Raw genomic sequence first — 17,428 nt, 5'->3', positions numbered from 1 at the left:
GAGCAGTGAAAACCATCCGATTTCCCCGCCGCGCCGTCCTGTTGGGTGGCTTAGCGGCCTTTTTGTCGGGCTGTGCCGGCAAGTTCCGCAGCTATGACGGACCCGAAGTGACGCGACTTCGGCTCTACAAGGGACAGCGTTTGCTTGTTCTCGACGGATCCGATCGCGTGCTGCAAACCTATCCGATCGGGCTGGGCTTCGCTCCTCAGGGTCACAAGCAATTCGAGGGAGACGGTCGGACCCCGGAGGGCACCTACATAGTCGATAAGCGCAACCCTGAAAGTACGTATCATCTTTCAGTTGGCATCTCTTATCCGAATGAGGCCGACATCGCCTTTGCCGCAGCGCAGGGCCTTTCCCCCGGCGGCGACATCTTCATCCATGGTGGTCCACGCCCCGGCATCGACCCGACGGACATCCGCGACTGGACAGCTGGCTGCATCGCAGTCACAGATCGGCAGATCGAGGACATCTATGCAATGGTGAAGGACGGAACGCCTATCCACATCTTTGCATGACGGTCTTTCTCATTCGGCGGTAGTTAGCCGTCGCATTGGCCGCCAGAGCCCAGCTCCACGAAGCCAAGATGAGCGCCAGCAACATCCAGTCCCCAAAAAGCGCATATGGCGTAGGCGGCTGCGCTGAGGGAAGATCAGCGTCGATGATGCCCCTTTCCCCGGTATCGAGCCGCGCAACGATCTCTCCGTTCGCGTCGATGACCGCAGAGATGCCCGTATTGGCGGATCGGATGACAGGAAGGCCTTCCTCGACGGCGCGCATACGTGCGGATGCGAGATGCTGCTCGGGTCCGATACTTGTGCCGAACCAGGCATCGTTCGTCGCGTTGAATATCCAGTCAGGCCGGAACAGGTCGTCGACCACATGGCCTGGGAAGATGATCTCATAGCAGATCGCCACGGCGACCAGCGGCATACCCGGAAGCGCAAGCGTTCGCAGGCCCGGTCCGGGCGTAAAATCGCCCAGCCCCGCCGTCAGCCGCTCGATCGGCAACCAGCCGCGGAATGGCACGTATTCGCCAAAGGGCACGAGATGGTGTTTCGCGTATCCGGTCAGGATCTCACTGTTATCGTCAAAAGCCTGGACGGTGTTGAAATATCGGGTGCCATCCTCACTCGGTACACGGTCCGGCACTCCGGTGAGCAGCACGCTGCCGTCCGGAAGCGCAGCCGCGATACGGGATCGCGCCTGGGCATCCTCATCGAGGAAACCGGGAAAGGCGGTTTCCGGCCAGAGAAGAACGTCGAAATCGCCGGGCTGGGTTGAAAGCTCGATATAGCGCGCGAAGGTCGCCTCGCGGTTCTCGGGCGCCCATTTCTCCTCTTGGGGTACGTTGCCCTGAACGATGCGCAGGTCGACATCCGGTGGCTGTGGCGCATCCGACTGGAGGCGAAGCGTGCCGATGGCCCACATCGTCACGATGCCGGCCAGCGGCATGAGCGAGATGATCAATCGTTGTCGCCCGACCGCCATGAGAGCCGCGCCGGGGAGTGCCGCTACGAACACGGTGAGAAAGCTTAGCCCATAACTTCCCACCCAGGCGGCGTGCTGGCGAAGGGCGGCGTAATCAACAAGAGCGTAGCCGGCGAGGTTCCACGGAAAACCTGTCAGAACGTGACCGCGCAACCACTCGGCCGCGGTCCAGGAGGTCGCGAACAGGAGGCAGGCCAGGAGACTGCCCATGGCTCTGCGCCGCGCGATTTCGACGAAGAGCACGGCGGCAATGGCCGGGAAAATCGCAAGACCTGCGGACAATCCCGCGAGGGCCGGGATCGCCAGCGCCCCGAAACGCTCGGCCTCGACGTAGAAACTTTCCGCGATCCACGAAATCCCGAAACCGAACTGGCCGAGACCAAACGCCCAGCCGACGAGAAAGGCACGCCCGAAGGAGAGGTCGCGAAGACCGACAAACAACGCAGAATAGGCAACGGGAGCAAGCAGGAGAATCGAGAAAGGCGGGAAGGTTAGGACGGTCAGCGCCCCGGCGGCGAAACCAAGCGTCATCCGCGAGAGCAGACGTTTGCGCAGAGCGAAGCAGTTCAGAATTACCGGCTTCACGACTTGATCGGACGCCGCGCGCTGATCCAGGGTGCGGCCAGCAAGAGCCCCACGCCACTGACGACAAATACATCGGCCATGTTGAAGGCAGGCCAATGCGTTGAGTTGATGTAGAAATCCAGGAAATCCGTTACAGCCCGATATCGCACACGGTCAATAACATTGCCCAAGGCTCCACCGATGATCGCTCCGAAAGCGAGCGTTTCAACCGCATTTTCGGCGCGAAACAGCATAACCCCCAGCCAGCCGCAGATGGCAAGAGCGAGAGCTATGAGGCTCCACCATGGTGCGCCGCCAAGTAGTCCGAAAGTGACGCCATCATTGCGATAAAAGACAAGGTTAAAACCTGGAAACACGGCGATTCCAGTGCTTAAGGAGGCCGCATTCGCCACAACAATGGCTTTTGTGATCTGATCGATTACGAAAGCGGTAAGCGCCGCAAAAATACCGATCACCGGAGATAGTTTATGCACTGGCATTGCGTCACCCCAACCAAACATCGAGAAAAAGCATCAAAACGAGCCCGACGGCCAAGCCGAGCGTTGCCTTGTTCTGATGGCCGCTGCGATGGGTTTCGGGGATGATTTCGTGGCTGATGACATAGAGCATGGCGCCTGCGGCAAAGGCCAAGCCCCATGGCAGCAGCGGTTCCGACAGTGTGATGATGCCCGCCCCGAGCAAACCGCCAATCGGCTCGACCATGCCCGTTAGCGCGGCGATGCCCCATGCGCGCAGCTTCGGATATCCTTCGCCCAAGAGGGATACCGCGACGGCCAGCCCTTCAGGCGCATTCTGAAGCCCGATGCCGATAGCGAGTGGCAGACCGCCCTCCATACCTCCGGAACCGAAGCCAACTCCGACCGCGAGGCCTTCGGGGAAGTTGTGGATCGTGATCGCGATGATGAACAGCCAGACCCGCCGTAAGGACGCCGCTTCGGGCCCTTCGCGTCCCGTTCTGAAATGCTCGTGCGGCAGCCTTTCATTCATCAATGCAACGGCCCCCATGCCCAAAAGGATCGAGACGCAAACGATGGCCGCAGGCATCGCGCCGTTCTCGAACATCGGCTCCGCCGCATCCAACGCCGGGATGATCAGAGAAAAGAACGAGGCTGAGAGCATGACGCCGGCAGCGAAGCCGAGCGACAGATCGCGCGTCGCCCGCGACGGGATGCGCCCGAACAGCACGGGAATTGCTCCGACTGCCGTGAGCGATCCGGCGGCAAGGCTTCCGAGAAAGCCGAGCATTATCGGAGACAGGTTTTCCATAAGCGGGCCAGATTATCCTTCGGCGTAGCTTGAAAAGACTTCGGTCGACCCGTCCTCGCGGATGAGGAAGACATCATAAGCTTCACGGTTTTCTTCCGGCCCCATGCCGGGCGAGCCATAGGGCATTCCCGGAACGGCGAGGCCGACGGCGTCCGGGCGTTCCTCAAGAAGGCGGCGGATATCAGCGGCCGGGACATGGCCTTCAATCACGTAGCCCTCTATGAGCGCGGTATGGCAGGAGACCATGCGCTGCGGCACGCCGTTGTCGAGCTTGAAACGAACCAGCGACCCGCCAAACATGTTCTCGCCCGTCGGCGCGAATCCGTTTTCCTCGAGATGGTTCATCCAGGACAGGCAGCAGCCGCATCCGTTGGTCTTGCGGACGTCTATCGCTGTTGCCTCTGCGAGGGCCTGGGCCGCCGGGAACAGGGCGAGCGCGATGGTCAGAGCTTGGGTCATGCGTTTCATGGGTCAGAGCCTTTCGGTTGTCGTCTGGGCAATTTCGCTGTCAAGGTTTTCAGTCAGAAGCGCGCGCGCCTCGGTCAGACGCAACAGCGCGGCGGCATCATCCACCTCGTTCTCTGCGGCTTCGGCGAGCCTGTCGTCAGAGAGAGGGTCAGTCGGACGCCCATCTACGAGGACTTCGTAGTGCAGGTTGGGACCTGTTGCTGTGCCGGTTGCGCCAACGCGGCCGATCAAATCTCCCGCCGCCACGCGTTGGCCCTGTGTTAGGCCCTCCGACACGGCGCTGAGATGCGCGTAGCGCGTCATGGTCTCGGAGCCATGGGAGATTTCGACCACGCGTCCATAACCGCCTCGCCAGCCGATGAAGCTGACCCGGCCCGGTGCCGTCGTCCGTACCGGCGTCCCGCTTGCCGCGGCAAAATCGACGCCGGTGTGCATCCGGACGTTTCCGTAGACCGGATGTGTGCGGCGCCCGAACACCGAGCTGAGGCGCGCGCCCTCGACTGGCTGTGCAAAGACGCGAAGCACCTCGCCATCGACGTAGATCGTCGCCTGACCGCTGCCGTCGTCCGGCCAAACGATCTCGTAAAGCGAATCGCCGATTTCCAGTGCGGCGAAGGCGAGGTCCGGCTGTCCGATCTTGTCATCGCCGACGCGCGTCTCGCGCCAGAGAAGCCTTAGTGTCTCGCCTCCAGCCATCTCACGGCGGAAATCCACGGTTCCACCCAGCATTTGCGCAAGGTCCACGGCAAATCGGGCGGGGATGCCGGCATTGTCGAGTGCCGCGAAGATCGAGGTGTCGATCACGGCCTCCCCAGCAAGGGTTACGATCTCCGGATCCGGCGCCACGACCTGCGTGGACACCTGCTCGCCAAAAAGCACCTCGATCCGCACCCCGTCCTCGACGGCGAGCGAGACGGTGCGGGGGCTGCCATCCATAGTCGAAACAACAGTGACCGAATTCCCCGGCCGCAACCGTCGCAGATCGTATTCCGCGCCAAGTGCAAGGGCGACTTCCGCCCGGTCGTCTCCCGCAAGACCGGCTTCGGAAAGCAAGGAGTCGAGCGTTTCACCAGAAGAGATGTCGCGAGACCAAGTCAACAGGGGCGGTTCGATGGCCTGCATCGGCCTGTCAACAACAGCGGCCTGCAGCAGGGGCAAGGGGCCGAAGCCGGGTGTATCTTCCACCCACGCCGTAGCTGGCAGCGACAACGGAATATCCAGGCTCCGGGGAGCTTCAGGACGCTGGGGCATCCAGCTACCTGCCTGGGCAAGTTCTGGCGGCACGGGTTCTTTCGACAGAACATCGAAGAATGCGATAGCCGCCCCCGAAACGGTCCCCGCAAGCGCGACACCTGCCGCAAAAGTTCTGAGCCTCATGTCGCTCCCTCCGTTTCTTCTTCCAACGCGCGGCGGATCTTCGGTACCGCGAATTCCCTCGGTTCATGATAGTCAATCATGGTGACGAACCGTCCAGCGGCACCGAACAGGAAGACGCTGGCCGTGTGGTTCATCGTGTAGTCGCCGCCTTCCGTGGGCACCCGCTCGTAGGCAGCGCGGAAGCCGTCCGCGATGCGCGCAATCTGCCCCTCCGGTCCCGTCCAGCCGCGGATCGCTGGGTGGAAATAACTGACATATTCTGCCATCGCCTCGACGGTATCGCGCTCGGGATCGACCGTGATGAAAACCACGTTCAACTGTTTGGCTTCGTCTCCTAAATCGTCGAGCCAACCTGAAATGTCCGAGAGCGTGGTCGGGCAGACATCGGGGCAGTAAGTGAAACCGAAGAACGCCATCGTCGGTCGCCCGATCAGGGTTTCCGGCCCGACCTCGTTGCCTTCATGGTCAGTCAGGCGGAAATCCATCTCGGTCAGAGCCATAGGCCGCTGCTCGATAGGTTCGGGCGCACCGGGTCCGTCGACCCGCCACCAACCGACGAAGAGCGTCAAGGCAATTGCACCGGCACCGGCCGCGCCGTATCCTGCGATCGTCCTTCGTCGCATTAGTCTTCCGGTCCGCGTGCGGCGATGCCAAGGATCGGCACCTCGACTGTCACCTCGCCCCCGTCGACAAAAAGTAGGGTCAGCGGAAAGGTTTCCCCTTCCGTCATGGGTTGTTGTAGCCGCATCAACATCGCGTGGAGGCCGCCCGGCTCAAGCGCGACGCTCTCGCCCGGGGCGATCGCGATCTCACCTGCCGCGCTCATGGAACTCACACCTTCGGCATTGGTCTTCGTCTCGTGGATCTCGGGCATCATCGCGAGGGGTGTTGAAAGACCAATCAGCGTCACCGGCTCGTCGCCAGTGTTGCGGATCGTCATGTAGACGGCCCCGGGGCGGTTCATCCCTATGGAGGCGCGGGACCAGGCGCTTTCGACGACGACATCCACGGGTCCGGCTAGTGCGGGTACTGAGAGCCCTCCAAAGGTCAAGAGCGCGGCCAGTGTGCCCGTCATAATAATCTTTTTCATCGTTTTGGTCCTGCCTTTTCCATTCAGCTTTGCACGGCGGCAACTTCCGCGGCCACTAATCGACGCAGTTCTGCCTCCCCGAATGGATCGAGCGACTTGCCGTTTACAAAGAAAGTAGGAGTCTGGCGAACTCCCACGGTTTCGACGTCCGCACGATCCTGATTCAGGATCGCAACGACATCCGGTGCCAGCATTTGCGTGCGCGCGGCCTCTGCATCGAGTCCGGCAGTGGCGGCGATCTGGAGGATCAGACCGGGCTCAGGCGCGCCGTGCGACGCCCATCTCGGCTGATCCCGCAGAACGGCTTCGAGCACCGGCTCGTAAACGCCTTGCATGCGTGCTGCCTCGAGCACGCGGATCGCTTCCTCGGATGCCTCGCCATGAAACGCGGTGTAGCGGACAACGACGCGGACGGCATCTCCATGCTGTGCCATGATGTCCTTCACGATCGGATGGAAGGCGCGGCAAGCCTCGCAGGCCGGGTCAAAGAATTCGACAATCGTGACGGGCGCGTCGGCAGGTCCGAGGATGGGCGAGTAAGAGCGGATCATCGCGTCCGCGAGTTCCGGCGCAACGGTTTTTGCTTCGGCCGCGGGGCCGGGGCGAGTCGCGTACCAAGTGGCTCCGCCGAAACCGGCAACGCCGAGGGCGAGAACGGACAGGATTAAGCCGCGTCGATTCATGTTTGTGTTTCCTTCAATGAAAGTGCCGACAGGAACCCGATCAGTGCGAAGGCGACCAGCGCCATCAGCGGGATCGGAATGCCGAAGACCAATTGGTTATCATCGGTGCAAGAGGGGCCGGTGGCCGTGCAGGGCTGGATGCGTTCGGGGATCAGGCCCGCGTAGAGGCCCATGTGCCACAGGGCGACCACGCCACCACCAAGCGCCAGAGCGATGCCATAGCGCCCGACGCTGCCGTCTCGCCACCAAAGGCCGAGGCCGAGAATGATCGCGAGCGGGAACATGAAGGCGCGCTGGAACCAGCACAGCACGCAGGGTGTCTGCCCCATCACTTCGCCGATGAAAAGTACAGCAAGCGAGGCGACGAGGGCAACGATCCATGCCAGCCCGAGGGCGGTTTCTGCGGGTACGCGGTTCATGTCGGTCAGATCCTCTCTTCCAGATCGGCGAGAATCTCTTCAGCGGACGTGCCATAGGGCCATGAGTCTGCAAAGCCTGCCTCGGGGTCGAATAGAAACAGATGTGACGTGTGGCCCATTGTGTAGCCATCCGGAGCTGTAGCCTCTTCGATGCGTTCAAAGAAGATCGGAAACGTTTCGGATGTAGCGGCGATCTGTTCGGGCGTACCTGTCAGCCCGATGATGTTCGCATCGAACAGCGGAACGAATTCGGCGAGTGCCATGGGCGTGTCCCGTTCGGGGTCGATGGTTATGAAAATCGGCTGGACCCTCGCGGCATTGTCGCCCAGACCGTCCATCACCGCCGCGACCTCAGACAGTGTCGTCGGGCAGACATCGGGGCAGTTGCTGAAGCCGAAAAATACCAACATCCAACGCCCCGAAAAGTCTTCTTCCGTGCGAACCACACCTTGGTGGTCCGTCAATTCGAATGCAGCGACAAACGCTGGATCGTTGTCGGTTCGGGCGCGGTCAGCGCGATAGTCCGACCAGAGCAAAAGCCATACGAAGGCAAGCGACGCGACGCCTGCCAAAACCCAAAGAAATTTCTGTGCCGATGTAAGGGACAAACCTGCGCGCATGATTTTGATTCTTGATTATTGTCGCGTTTACATCCTCTAGCTACTAGAGGTTCAAGCGCGAAATCACGTTGTGGCTTAAACTCACGCGTCTGTGAATCCGGCACTTGTCTATTGAGGCGGCAAAACCTACACAGACTGTAACTTTTCATGGAGGCGAAGATGCTCACGATCGGCACTCTGTCAAAGAAGACCGGCACAAAGGTGCAGACCATTCGGTACTACGAGCAGATCGGGCTCATGCCCGAACCTGGCCGGACTGAAGGCGGACAGAGGCGCTATGACAATGCACAGCTCGACCGACTGTCCTTCATCCGCCATTCGCGACAACTCGGCTTCTCGCTTGATGCGATCCGCGAGCTGCTCGACCTCAGCGACCAGCCCAATCGGCCCTGCGAAGAAGTCGACGCGATTGCGCGTCGCCAGCTAAAGCAGGTGGAGCAGCGCATGGCCCGTCTGAAGGCGCTGCGCACCGAACTGAAACGCATGGTTCACGAATGCAGCGGTGGACGTACCGCCGATTGCAAGGTGCTTGAGGTGTTGCGGGATCATTCCGAATGTTTGACCGAACACGACGAGATCGGTGCCTGAGATGCCTGCCGCGCTTGCCTATCCGCTTGCGGCCTTGGCCGAGATCGCCGGGTGTTTCGCGATCTGGAGTTGGTGGCGCCTCGGCGCATCCGCGGCCTGGCTCGTACCCGGTATTGTAGCCTTGGTGGTATTCGGGTGGCTTCTGGCGCAAGTCGAAACGGTTGCTGCGGGCCGCGCCTTTGCCGCCTATGGCGGAGTCTACATTGCGGCTTCGGTACTGTGGATGTGGCTTGCAGAGGGTCACAGACCGGACAGGTGGGATACGCTTGGCACAGCCGTTTGCTTGCTCGGCGCAGCTATAATACTGGCCGCGCCACGAACCAATTGAACTTTATGGTTTGAACTTGAAACCGTCTCAAATCGCGATCTCATCGCCCCATAAAAAGGGCTATACTCTACTTTGGTTGAGACGCCTGACTGACAGCTCCCGGCGGTCGTAAATGGAACTGACCATTATTAATCAATCCGGAACTCTGATCTGCCCGAGAGGTTGAAGGATCATAGTCGACCAAGCGGAATGGGAAGTATGACTGCAGGAAAAGGAGCAAGCGAAAGACGCACCCTTTGGATTGTTCTCGGTCTAAACGTGGGTCTTGCCATGGCCTTTTTTGCGACCGGGGCCTTCGGGGATTCCAGTGCCCTGATCGCAAACGGGCTCGACAACCTTTCAGACAGCTTGGTCTACGCAATCAGTCTGTTTGCATTGTCGCGGTCTGCGAAATGGAAACGTGGTGCGGCGAATGTCTCGGGCTGCTTGCTGATCGTGTTCGCCATCGGGATCCTTTATGATGCTTGGCGCCGCTATGTCGGTGGGTCGGATCCCCTTGGCACCGTTATGATCGTCATGGCGCTGAGCGCGGCGGCCATCAACTCAGTTTGTGTCTGGTTGCTCGCTCGGCTCAAAGATCCGGACGTCAACATCCGCGCGGCCAATACTTTCAGCTGGAACGACTTTGCGGCAAACCTCGGAATCGTGGTCGCAGGTGGCCTCGTTGCCTGGCTGGGAACGAACTGGCCCGACCTAGTCGTCGGTGTGATTATCGCCGGGATCGCGGCCTGGGGCGGCGTCAATATCCTACGCGACGCACACGGTGAACACCACAAAGCAGTTCACACGGACAAGTAGTTGCGAGAGATCGTTTCTAAAAGAAGGGGTTGAAGCTGCAGTAACTATAGAGACTAGTCTGTTCCAAGACGATTCGAGGAGCGACTCCGTTGCAGATAACCAACCCCCTACTTGCACCCACCAAACTACTGGATTTTGATGCCGCGCCTCTTGCGCATCTAATAGAGAGCCGCAGCTGGCGCGACTTATCCGAATACGATCGGATCGGAGCTGCCTATGATTTCGTTCGAAATGAAATCTCGTTCGGATACAATCGAGCTGACGACATCCCCGCATCCGAGGTACTTTCCGACGGCTACGGGCAGTGCAATACGAAAGGCACGCTCTTAATGGCGCTGCTGCGTGGTGTTGGCGTTCGTTGCCGGTTGCATGGGTTTACGATCCACAAAGGCTTGCAGCGCGGTGTTGTCCCAGAGTTGGTGTATCCGCTTGCTCCAGAGGAAATTCTCCATTCGTGGGTAGAGATCGAATTTCAAGGGGCCTGGATCAACCTTGAAGGCTTCATCCTGGATGACGCTTTCTTCGAAGTCCTGCAAAGATCGTTCTCGGACACGGACAGTCTCTGCGGTTATGGCGCGGGCACAGATTGCCTTGGCGCACCTCCCGTCGCCTGGAACGGAGAAGATACCTACATTCAGAAAACCGGCATCGTGCAAGATTTCGGCGTGTACGATACGCCCGACGCCTTCTATTTGTCCCATGAGCAATCCTTTGGAAGGCTGCGTGGTGCCCTTTACCGTCATATAATACGCCACTGGATGAATGCGCGCGTACGTGGTTTCCGCAGCGGCCGCCTGAAGACTGACCGACGCGCGACACACGCGCATGAGGAGCCTGCCAATGCCGCATGATCACGGGCACGCGAATATCGATCCGAATTCTGGGGATCGACGGGTTGCGATCGCGATCTGGGCGAATGGGCTACTTACTGTTGCGCAAATCGTCGGGGGCATATTGTCGGGCAGTCTAGCACTTATCGCCGATGCGCTGCACAACTTTTCCGATATGGCCTCGCTTGTCATTGCCTTCGCCGCGCGCAAGATCGCGCGCCGCCCGGCCGATGAGCGCATGACTTTCGGCTATGGCCGGGTCGAAATCGTCGCTGCCCTGATCAACTACACCACCCTGATCGTGATCGGCTTCTACCTGATCTACGAAGGTGGCATGCGCATGATTGATCCACCCGAAGTCATGGGGTGGACCGTCGTCATTCTCGGTGGAATTGCGCTTGTGGTCGACACGCTGACCGCAATGCTGACCTATTCGATGCAGAAGGGGAGCGTGAACATCCGCGCGCTGTTTCTCCACAACCTTTCGGACGCGTTGGCTTCAGTGGCCGTCATAGTCGGCGGGACGCTCATTATACTTTATGATATGCGTTGGGTGGATCCGGCCATCACCATCGGCATCGCGCTCTACATCCTGTATCTGTCCTTCACCGAAATAGGGGGCCCAATTCGAACCCTGATGCTTGGGAGCCCACCAGATATTGATGGAAATGACGTGGTCAGAGCGATCCAGAGTGTCGATGGCGTTGTGAACGTGCATCATGTCCACCTGTGGCAAATGCAGGAGAACACTGCGGCATTGGACTGCCATATTGTTGTCGAACGCGACCGGATGGGTGAGGCCGACAAAATTAAAGAAAACGTCAAATCGGTGCTGCATGAACGTTTCTCAATCGAGCATTCCACGCTTGAATTCGAAGCGACCGACAATGCGCATCAGGAGGCGCAGGTGTTCGGACACCGCTCATGACGATTGCCCAAGGCATACTAGTGGTCGTAGGCCTGCTGTCCGGTCTGGTTTTGATTGGTGCGCTCTTTTGGTCGATCGCCCGCCCGTCCAAGTGCATCTGGCCTCCAAACAGATATGTCGCGTAGCCCTTAAATGGGCTCTGCCTCAATCTGTGTGGCGGAACGGTAGCATTCTCGCCCGCAACAATTCTGGACCGGCTCGACCGTACATGGCGCGTTTGAGCGTCTTCAGGCGATTGATCTGACCTTCTGCTTGGCCGTTGCTCCATGGCATCTCGATGGCGTTTTTGACTGCATCGAAGTCCCGGTTCAATGTGCGGGCAAAGCGCACGATGGGCGCCAGATCGGTTTCGATCGCGTTGTCGATCCATGCTGGGAGCGGGTCTGCTTGGCGGCCGCGCAGGATACCGTTGAACCGCATGGCGAGACTTCGCATCGTTGCGAAGGCGGGAGAACCGGCCTTGAGCGCGTCGACTTTCCGCGCTTGATCCGGGGTGAGCTTTCCGCGGGGTTTGATGCACAGCGCGGCTGCGATGACCGGGGAAATCGCGTGCCCCGTTTCCGGATCCCGGACCGGCTCCAGGATCTGGTGTTCCACGGCGGGGCCCTTCGTTTGCTTTTCGGCTCTGCGCCAACCCGCCAGCAACCGCTGCAGATGCGACTGACTCCCCTCGTAACCACGCTCTTGGATCATACGGAACAGGGCGCTTCCGTTTCGAATTCCGTCCTTCCAGCTCTGGCGCAGGAACTCTTCAAAGTACCACGGCGAAGTCCGCTTCAAAGCTGCCCGCCTGCGGTCCGGAGGTGTCTCGAACTGCAGCCATTTCGCGATGCTGCGACGCGGGAACCCTGTTCGCCGCCCGATCTCGCTGCAGGAAAGCCCCTGATTTCGGAGCGCATGGATGGTGGTGAAAATCTCTTCCCGAGACGTCCTATGCGCCAGGCGTGACTTCAGAAGGCTGCCGGCTGCGGTGATGTTGTCGGCGTCGGACAGCAGCGCCCTGCCGGTCGCACGGCCGTGAAGGTTCATTTGCTCCTCGATGGCCTGCCGCAGGTTTTGTACGATATGGAACCGGTCAGCGACCTGCTTCGCCTGCGGTGCCCCTTGCCGTGCTGCCTGGGCGTAGAGACCGCAGCGATCTCTGCTGATCACTTCCACCTCGGGGTGTCGCTTCAGCCAGTTGGTGCAGCTGACGACATCTCGATCCTCAAGAATGTCGATCACCACGCGACGCTCCAGATCCACAATGATCGTGCCGTAGGTTTGCGATTTCCGCCAACTCCAGTCGTCGATCCCGATGACTGTCGGCGACTCGCCACTGTCTTGGGCACGGTTCTTCAGCTGCCTAAGCACCGTGTCATCGCTGACTCCAAGGCCCAAACGATGCAACAACCGCTCGGCTGGCCGTCCGCCGGTCGCATGCCCAAGATGGGTGACAATCTCCCCGACACGCGAAGTACGACGTGCAAATGGACGCGCAATCGAGGCGATTTGGTCTGAGAATGTCCGGCGTGGGCAAGCGGGTGCCTGACATCGCCAACGGCAAATTGCGAGATCAACCGTTACCTCGTCTCCATGCGCGGGATAATCCTGCAGCCGCCGACGCCGCCAGCCGTGACGTCGGCGTGAATGCAATCCACAGTCTGGGCAGATGCCGTTTGGTGTCAGACTGCCCGATACAATCCACCCGCCGGAATCACTTCGTTCGACGCTTTGAATCGAAACTTCGCCCCCAGGCGACCAGTGCTTCTTCGAACTCACAACTATCCCTCCTGAATTTTCCAGTTTCAGGATAGTTCCGCCACACAAAGTGAGGCAGAGCCTGTAAATCTGCGTGACTTTCGTTCGCCGCATCGAGTGCGTGCCATAGGCGCTTGCCTCCAGACCAATGGATGTCACCCAGTCACGCACAATGCGCGCGTACTGGCGGGTAGAGATGTGAAGCCGTTCGTGAAAACGCCCAGGCCAGAGGTATTCGGATCCGACCATCAGCGGCTCCCGCATCCATCTTGCCAGCGATGCACGGGTACCTTCGGAGATTTCGAAGCGCACAGGTTTCTGGGTCTTGCTCTGAAGAACCGACGCGCGTTCTCTGATTTGGCCGGATGCCATAACATCGACCACCCTCATTTTCACCAGATCGCAGCCGCGCAGCTTGCTGTCGATGGCAAGATTGAAGAGGGCCAGATCACGGTGGTTCTCGGCCAATTCCAGCCGCACCCTGATCGCCCAGACGTGTTTGGGCTTGAGCGGCCTTTTCTGGCCGACGATCCGGCCTTTGTTCCAGGCTGGGCGTAAGGCGCGGATGGCCGGTAAGTTTGATGTTTCCATGATGGATCCTCCGATCCACCACGCCCTCCCACATCGACAACCCGACGTTGACAAGACATCATACCATATGATGCTGCGCCGCATCCGAGGTCGGCTTTGAGCCCAAAGTTCCGGACTCGCTGCGCAGTGGCGAATGTCGGTTTCCGGTTCGCACGTCAGCTTTTCCGCCAGATCACTCGGTTTCTGACAGATCACTCCGCGCATCCCGGATGATCATCCATGACGAATGCAGGAACAGCCCTGCGATGGCGAAAGCAACGATGAGGTCAGGCCAGGCACTGCCGAGCCAGGCGACCAGTCCGGCAGCGATCACCACGGCGAGGTTGCCGATGGCGTCGTTCCGGGAGAACAGCCATACGGCCCGCATGTTGGCGTCGCCCTTGCGGTGTTTTAGCAGCGGCAGCACCGCAAGAATGTTTACGATCAGCGCGCCCACGGCGAAGGCTCCCATTAACCCGGCCTCTGGTGTCGTCTGATTCAGGACACGCCAGATTGTGCTGCCGACAACGCCAAGCCCCAGAAATCCCAAGAACACGCCCTGGATCATCGCCGACCGCGCCCGCCATGTCAGACTCCAACCGATAGCGAGCAGGCCCAGAAAGGTGATTGCGCCGTCGCCCAAAAAATCCAGGGCATCTGCTTTCAAAGCTTGCGATCCGGACAGGAACCCGCCGAACATCTCGATCACCCCGTAGCCGAGATTGAGCAGGACCACGATCCAGAGCGCGCGGCGATAGCTCGGGTCTTTGTAAGCCGGATCGGACGATGTATCCCCGCTCTTGATCAGCTCAAAGCCATAGCCGGTTGCGTCCAGTGCTGGACGCACTTTCGGCAAGTCGTCTTCGGCGATCCGCAATGTCATGACATGGGTTGCGGCAGACACCTTCACATCGCCTTCAGCCACGCCCGCAGACCGAGCGGCCCGTTCGATCTCGGCGGCATCCTTGGCGCAGTCCATGCCATGCACCCGCATCCGGATCGGCAAAGACGTTGTAGGCAATGTGGTGTTATCTGCTCGGCTCATATGCGATCCTCTTGAAGGTAGCGTGCGAAAGAAGTCGCCGCTAACGTATCAGTGGATAATGATATGACATTGCAAAACATTCAAGACGATCTTTCGGCAGCTGACACCCTTGAGCCGCGGGCAAAGCTCTTCCGGGGTCTCGGCGACCCCAGCCGTCTTGCGATCCTCGATGCGCTACTGTCGGACGAACGCAGCGTGCAGGAAATCGTTACCCAAACAGGGCTTGGTCAGCCCAATGTCTCGAACCATCTGCGCTGCCTTTTGGATTGCGGTCTGGTCAGTCGCAGGAACGAAGGTCGGTTCGTCCGGTATCGCCTTGCGGACAGGCGGATCGCTGATCTCATCCGCGACGCAGATCAACTACTTGCCTCGACAGCCGTAGGGGTCGATGCCTGCCGAAGCTATACGGATTAACCGACGTGTCCTGCTGCAATGTTCTATTGGTGCGCCAGGCCTAAAGCAGCCATTTGCGCAGCCGCAGCAAAATGGCGCTTTGTCCGCTCAGCCGACGTCGGCCGTCGGAAAATGCTGCGCGACGCATGAAAGACCGCTTCGGTGAAACTGCGCCGCAGCGAGACCGCTCTGTCTCAAGGTCGGCAATGGGCCGACCACGTCTGGCGTACGGCTTCAGTCCAGATCGACGCCGCCGAGGCGCGGCGCATGTACATGCGTTCGGATTAGGAACGCAGCGTCCGCGCCCGCGATGGCGCCGAAGAGATGCGCCTCCCACGAGACGCCGGGTTGGCCCGGAAGAACGCCCCAGAGAAGGGAGCCATAGAGAACACCGACCACCAGTGCCGCGCCCAGCGTGATCAATGAGCGATCCACGAAGCCGCGCGCGACGAGGAAGCCAAACCAGCCGAAGACCAACCCTGACGCACCGATATGGATGGCGGAGCTTCCGAACAGCCAGACGAGTCCGCCGCCGAGGCCGATCACCACTGCGTTCACCGGCAGCAAGGCCCTCGTGGTCGTGGCCACCAGCAGCCCACCCATCACCAAGAGCGGCGGCGTATTGGCCATAAGGTGCGCGAAGCTTCCATGCAGGAGGGGCATGGTGATGACACCATCCAATCCGCTGACGTGCCGGGGGATCAGGCCGAAGGCCGGGTTCAAGCCGTAGCCGGTGATCCAATTGACGACTTGGACCGCCCAGAGCAGTGCGACAAAAGCGGCAAGCGCTGCGGCGCGCCGCAAGAAGGCGCGCATGTGATCCCGGTTCATCATGTTGGCGACAGTAGACGTCACCACAGCACCTTCAACGGCTTTCGCACGCTGCACAGGATGCCACCTCCAGGAAAGGGGGTTCGAGGCGGCCAACTTCGGTACGGCTCAAGCCAAGAGAATGGCTCCGATCTTACACGGTGTTCCCCGGGCGAAAGGGCTGCGGTTCACGCTCGGGGCGCTTCAGGGCTTCGGCGAATTTGCGGGAATTGTCATCGATCGTGCTGTGCCACAGCTTCGAGACAAACGCCCGAGCGTCTTGGACCGTCATATCGTTCAGCGATGAGGACAACGCCATGAAAAGCTCATCTTTGCTGATCGCAGCGGCACTGTGCATAGCGTCCGCGTAAAATGAAGGGTCGTTCAGGACCTGTTCGCTTAGCGGCATCCGCGCGAGGTTCTCTTCCGGGATCGCCATGAAGATCGTGTCCTGCAGGTCGGTCAGATACGCACGCCGCGATGTGGACACCGGCTTTCCCACCGCCTTGGCCTCCAGATATGCCTGCTTTGTCCTGTCGAGCTTTGACCTTGCATGGGACATGATGACGGCGCGTTGTCGGGCGGGTAGCGCGAATCCGGTGCAGCGCTCGATATGGGCGAGGAGATCTTCAACCTCTGCCTCAACATCAAAGCTCTCGAACCATGGAACCGTCCCTGATCTAGCCGCCACGCGCCCGCCCTCGATATTGCGTTAATATATTATTGTATCGCATTTGCACCTGATCGCAAGCGGGTGGCGTCCTTCACGCAAGCGGACATGGAAAAAGGGGAACCGTGATCCCACGGCTCCCCTTTCGGTGCGGATCGTCTAATCTCGCGCGTTGGTCATGCGACCAGCGACAGCCCCGCGCCCGCGTCCTGCGGCTGCTCACCGCTGTCGATGAACGGGATGATCGAGAAGGTCTGCCCGCCGCGCTGTTCTTCGTTCTGCACGGCGTTGACGCGCAGGTCGCCATCAGGCGTGTTGATCAGCAGCGACAGGTAGTCATTGCCCGTGCGGCTGCTTTTGGCCATCCAGGCCGAGCCAACGCGGATCGGTGTGCCCCGGGGCGAGCTGACCTCGATGCGGTAATCGGGGTGGGTCTCCTCGGATTTGTAGCTATTCTCGATCAGCATGAACTCCAGATCGAACATCATGTTGGCGATGTATCCGGTGAAGGCGTTGTCGGCGTCCATGGCGGTGAGCTCGCCCGAGATCGAGCCGGATTTCATCAGGCCGTTCGAGACCAGCGGGATGATCTCGAACGCGTCGCTCTGGGCCGCGCGCGCCTCTTTCGTCTGCACCGCGTTGACCCGGAACGGGCCGAGGCCGACATCGATCTGCATCGAGATGTAGGGGTTGCCGCTGGTATTGCCGGTCTCGTTCCAGGCCGTGCCG

At 60.0% G+C, this 17,428-nt stretch carries 22 protein-coding genes and 1 pseudogene; 7 read left to right on the top strand and 16 right to left on the bottom strand.

The window, feature by feature from the left end:
* Window positions 1-5 precede the first annotated feature (5 nt).
* Entirely contained in the window at window positions 6-518 is a 513-nt protein-coding gene (locus CFP68_RS16780) for a L,D-transpeptidase family protein (protein ID WP_009807972.1), read from the top strand.
* Here the strand turns inward: CFP68_RS16780 and lnt are convergent.
* Genes lnt through CFP68_RS16730 form a run of 10 tightly spaced genes read right to left on the bottom strand, consistent with a single transcriptional unit; the run spans window position 499 to window position 7,999 of the window.
* Window positions 499-2,022: an apolipoprotein N-acyltransferase gene (gene lnt / locus CFP68_RS16775; protein ID WP_206601932.1), complete on the bottom strand. Its 1,524-nt coding sequence runs from the start codon at window positions 2,020-2,022 to the stop codon at window positions 499-501. The two genes, CFP68_RS16780 and lnt, sit on opposite strands and share 20 nt — an antisense overlap.
* A gap of 50 nt (window positions 2,023-2,072) precedes the next feature.
* Window positions 2,073-2,531, bottom strand: coding sequence for a signal peptidase II (gene lspA / locus CFP68_RS16770; protein WP_099828110.1), 459 nt, complete (start codon window positions 2,529-2,531; stop codon window positions 2,073-2,075).
* Between the two features lie 28 nt (window positions 2,532-2,559).
* Window positions 2,560-3,342, bottom strand: a complete 783-nt coding sequence (locus CFP68_RS16765) for a ZIP family metal transporter (RefSeq protein ID WP_027238629.1) — start codon at window positions 3,340-3,342, stop codon at window positions 2,560-2,562.
* A 12-nt stretch (window positions 3,343-3,354) separates the two neighbouring features.
* Entirely contained in the window at window positions 3,355-3,810 is a 456-nt protein-coding gene (locus CFP68_RS16760) for a DUF411 domain-containing protein (protein ID WP_009807976.1), read from the bottom strand.
* A 3-nt stretch (window positions 3,811-3,813) separates the two neighbouring features.
* Window positions 3,814-5,187, bottom strand: coding sequence for a M23 family metallopeptidase (locus tag CFP68_RS16755; protein WP_099828092.1), 1,374 nt, complete (start codon window positions 5,185-5,187; stop codon window positions 3,814-3,816).
* Window positions 5,184-5,810, bottom strand: a complete 627-nt coding sequence (locus tag CFP68_RS16750; protein WP_009807978.1) for an SCO family protein — start codon at window positions 5,808-5,810, stop codon at window positions 5,184-5,186. The genes CFP68_RS16755 and CFP68_RS16750 overlap by 4 nt, the downstream gene beginning before the upstream one ends.
* Entirely contained in the window at window positions 5,810-6,277 is a 468-nt protein-coding gene (locus CFP68_RS16745) for a copper chaperone PCu(A)C (RefSeq protein WP_027238631.1), read from the bottom strand. Before CFP68_RS16745 ends, CFP68_RS16750 begins: the two co-directional genes overlap by 1 nt.
* 23 nt (window positions 6,278-6,300) lie before the next feature.
* On the bottom strand, window positions 6,301-6,960 hold the full coding sequence (locus CFP68_RS16740; protein WP_027238632.1) for a DsbA family protein: 660 nt from the start codon (window positions 6,958-6,960) through the stop codon (window positions 6,301-6,303).
* Window positions 6,957-7,379, bottom strand: a complete 423-nt coding sequence (locus CFP68_RS16735) for a disulfide bond formation protein B (RefSeq protein WP_009807981.1) — start codon at window positions 7,377-7,379, stop codon at window positions 6,957-6,959. The genes CFP68_RS16740 and CFP68_RS16735 overlap by 4 nt, the downstream gene beginning before the upstream one ends.
* 5 nt (window positions 7,380-7,384) lie before the next feature.
* The gene (locus tag CFP68_RS16730) at window positions 7,385-7,999 is read right to left on the bottom strand and encodes an SCO family protein (RefSeq protein WP_193825239.1); all 615 of its coding nucleotides are present in this window, start codon (window positions 7,997-7,999) and stop codon (window positions 7,385-7,387) included.
* Window positions 8,000-8,158: 159 nt separating this feature from the next.
* Between CFP68_RS16730 and CFP68_RS16725 the strand changes: the two genes are divergently transcribed.
* The 5 genes from CFP68_RS16725 (at window position 8,159) to CFP68_RS16705 (ending at window position 11,471) form a co-directional block, all read left to right on the top strand.
* Window positions 8,159-8,587, top strand: a complete 429-nt coding sequence (locus CFP68_RS16725; protein ID WP_027238634.1) for a MerR family transcriptional regulator — start codon at window positions 8,159-8,161, stop codon at window positions 8,585-8,587.
* Between the two features lies 1 nt (window position 8,588).
* The gene (locus CFP68_RS16720) at window positions 8,589-8,915 is read left to right on the top strand and encodes a YnfA family protein (protein ID WP_056037240.1); all 327 of its coding nucleotides are present in this window, start codon (window positions 8,589-8,591) and stop codon (window positions 8,913-8,915) included.
* A 198-nt stretch (window positions 8,916-9,113) separates the two neighbouring features.
* Window positions 9,114-9,713: a cation efflux transmembrane domain-containing protein gene (locus CFP68_RS16715; RefSeq protein WP_027238636.1), complete on the top strand. Its 600-nt coding sequence runs from the start codon at window positions 9,114-9,116 to the stop codon at window positions 9,711-9,713.
* A gap of 95 nt (window positions 9,714-9,808) precedes the next feature.
* Window positions 9,809-10,564 (top strand): transglutaminase-like domain-containing protein, encoded by a 756-nt coding sequence (locus tag CFP68_RS16710; RefSeq protein WP_027240784.1) that lies wholly within the window; start codon window positions 9,809-9,811, stop codon window positions 10,562-10,564.
* On the top strand, window positions 10,554-11,471 hold the full coding sequence (locus CFP68_RS16705) for a cation diffusion facilitator family transporter (RefSeq protein WP_027240785.1): 918 nt from the start codon (window positions 10,554-10,556) through the stop codon (window positions 11,469-11,471). The genes CFP68_RS16710 and CFP68_RS16705 overlap by 11 nt, the downstream gene beginning before the upstream one ends.
* 144 nt (window positions 11,472-11,615) lie before the next feature.
* On the opposite strand, the gene CFP68_RS16695 is transcribed toward CFP68_RS16705, so the two are convergent.
* From CFP68_RS16695 to CFP68_RS16685, 3 genes and pseudogenes are all read right to left on the bottom strand, one after another.
* Complete coding sequence (locus tag CFP68_RS16695; RefSeq protein WP_420915830.1) at window positions 11,616-13,232, bottom strand: ISL3 family transposase; 1,617 nt, start codon at window positions 13,230-13,232, stop codon at window positions 11,616-11,618.
* Window positions 13,233-13,292: 60 nt separating this feature from the next.
* A pseudogene (locus CFP68_RS16690) lies at window positions 13,293-13,802 on the bottom strand (tyrosine-type recombinase/integrase); the annotation flags it as partial.
* Between the two features lie 172 nt (window positions 13,803-13,974).
* The gene (locus tag CFP68_RS16685; RefSeq protein ID WP_038068544.1) at window positions 13,975-14,826 is read right to left on the bottom strand and encodes a cation diffusion facilitator family transporter; all 852 of its coding nucleotides are present in this window, start codon (window positions 14,824-14,826) and stop codon (window positions 13,975-13,977) included.
* Between the two features lie 63 nt (window positions 14,827-14,889).
* On the opposite strand from CFP68_RS16685, the gene CFP68_RS16680 reads away from it, so the two are divergent.
* Complete coding sequence (locus CFP68_RS16680; RefSeq protein ID WP_014132722.1) at window positions 14,890-15,240, top strand: ArsR/SmtB family transcription factor; 351 nt, start codon at window positions 14,890-14,892, stop codon at window positions 15,238-15,240.
* A 213-nt stretch (window positions 15,241-15,453) separates the two neighbouring features.
* Here CFP68_RS16680 and CFP68_RS16675 read toward each other — a convergent pair whose 3' ends face one another.
* The 3 genes from CFP68_RS16675 to CFP68_RS16665 all read right to left on the bottom strand — a co-directional run.
* On the bottom strand, window positions 15,454-16,035 hold the full coding sequence (locus tag CFP68_RS16675; protein ID WP_099828107.1) for a rhomboid family intramembrane serine protease: 582 nt from the start codon (window positions 16,033-16,035) through the stop codon (window positions 15,454-15,456).
* A 148-nt stretch (window positions 16,036-16,183) separates the two neighbouring features.
* Window positions 16,184-16,720 carry a hypothetical protein gene (locus tag CFP68_RS16670; protein ID WP_241524140.1) on the bottom strand — a complete coding sequence of 179 codons (537 nt, stop codon included), beginning with the start codon at window positions 16,718-16,720 and terminating at the stop codon, window positions 16,184-16,186.
* Between the two features lie 155 nt (window positions 16,721-16,875).
* Window positions 16,876-17,428, bottom strand: a 553-nt coding sequence (locus CFP68_RS16665) for a DUF736 family protein (RefSeq protein ID WP_099828090.1), incomplete at its 5' end; no start/stop codon positions are given.

This window comes from Oceaniglobus indicus, from assembly GCF_002751875.1.
Lineage (GTDB): Bacteria > Pseudomonadota > Alphaproteobacteria > Rhodobacterales > Rhodobacteraceae > Oceaniglobus > Oceaniglobus indicus.
This window is presented reverse-complemented; position numbering and strand designations above follow the sequence as displayed.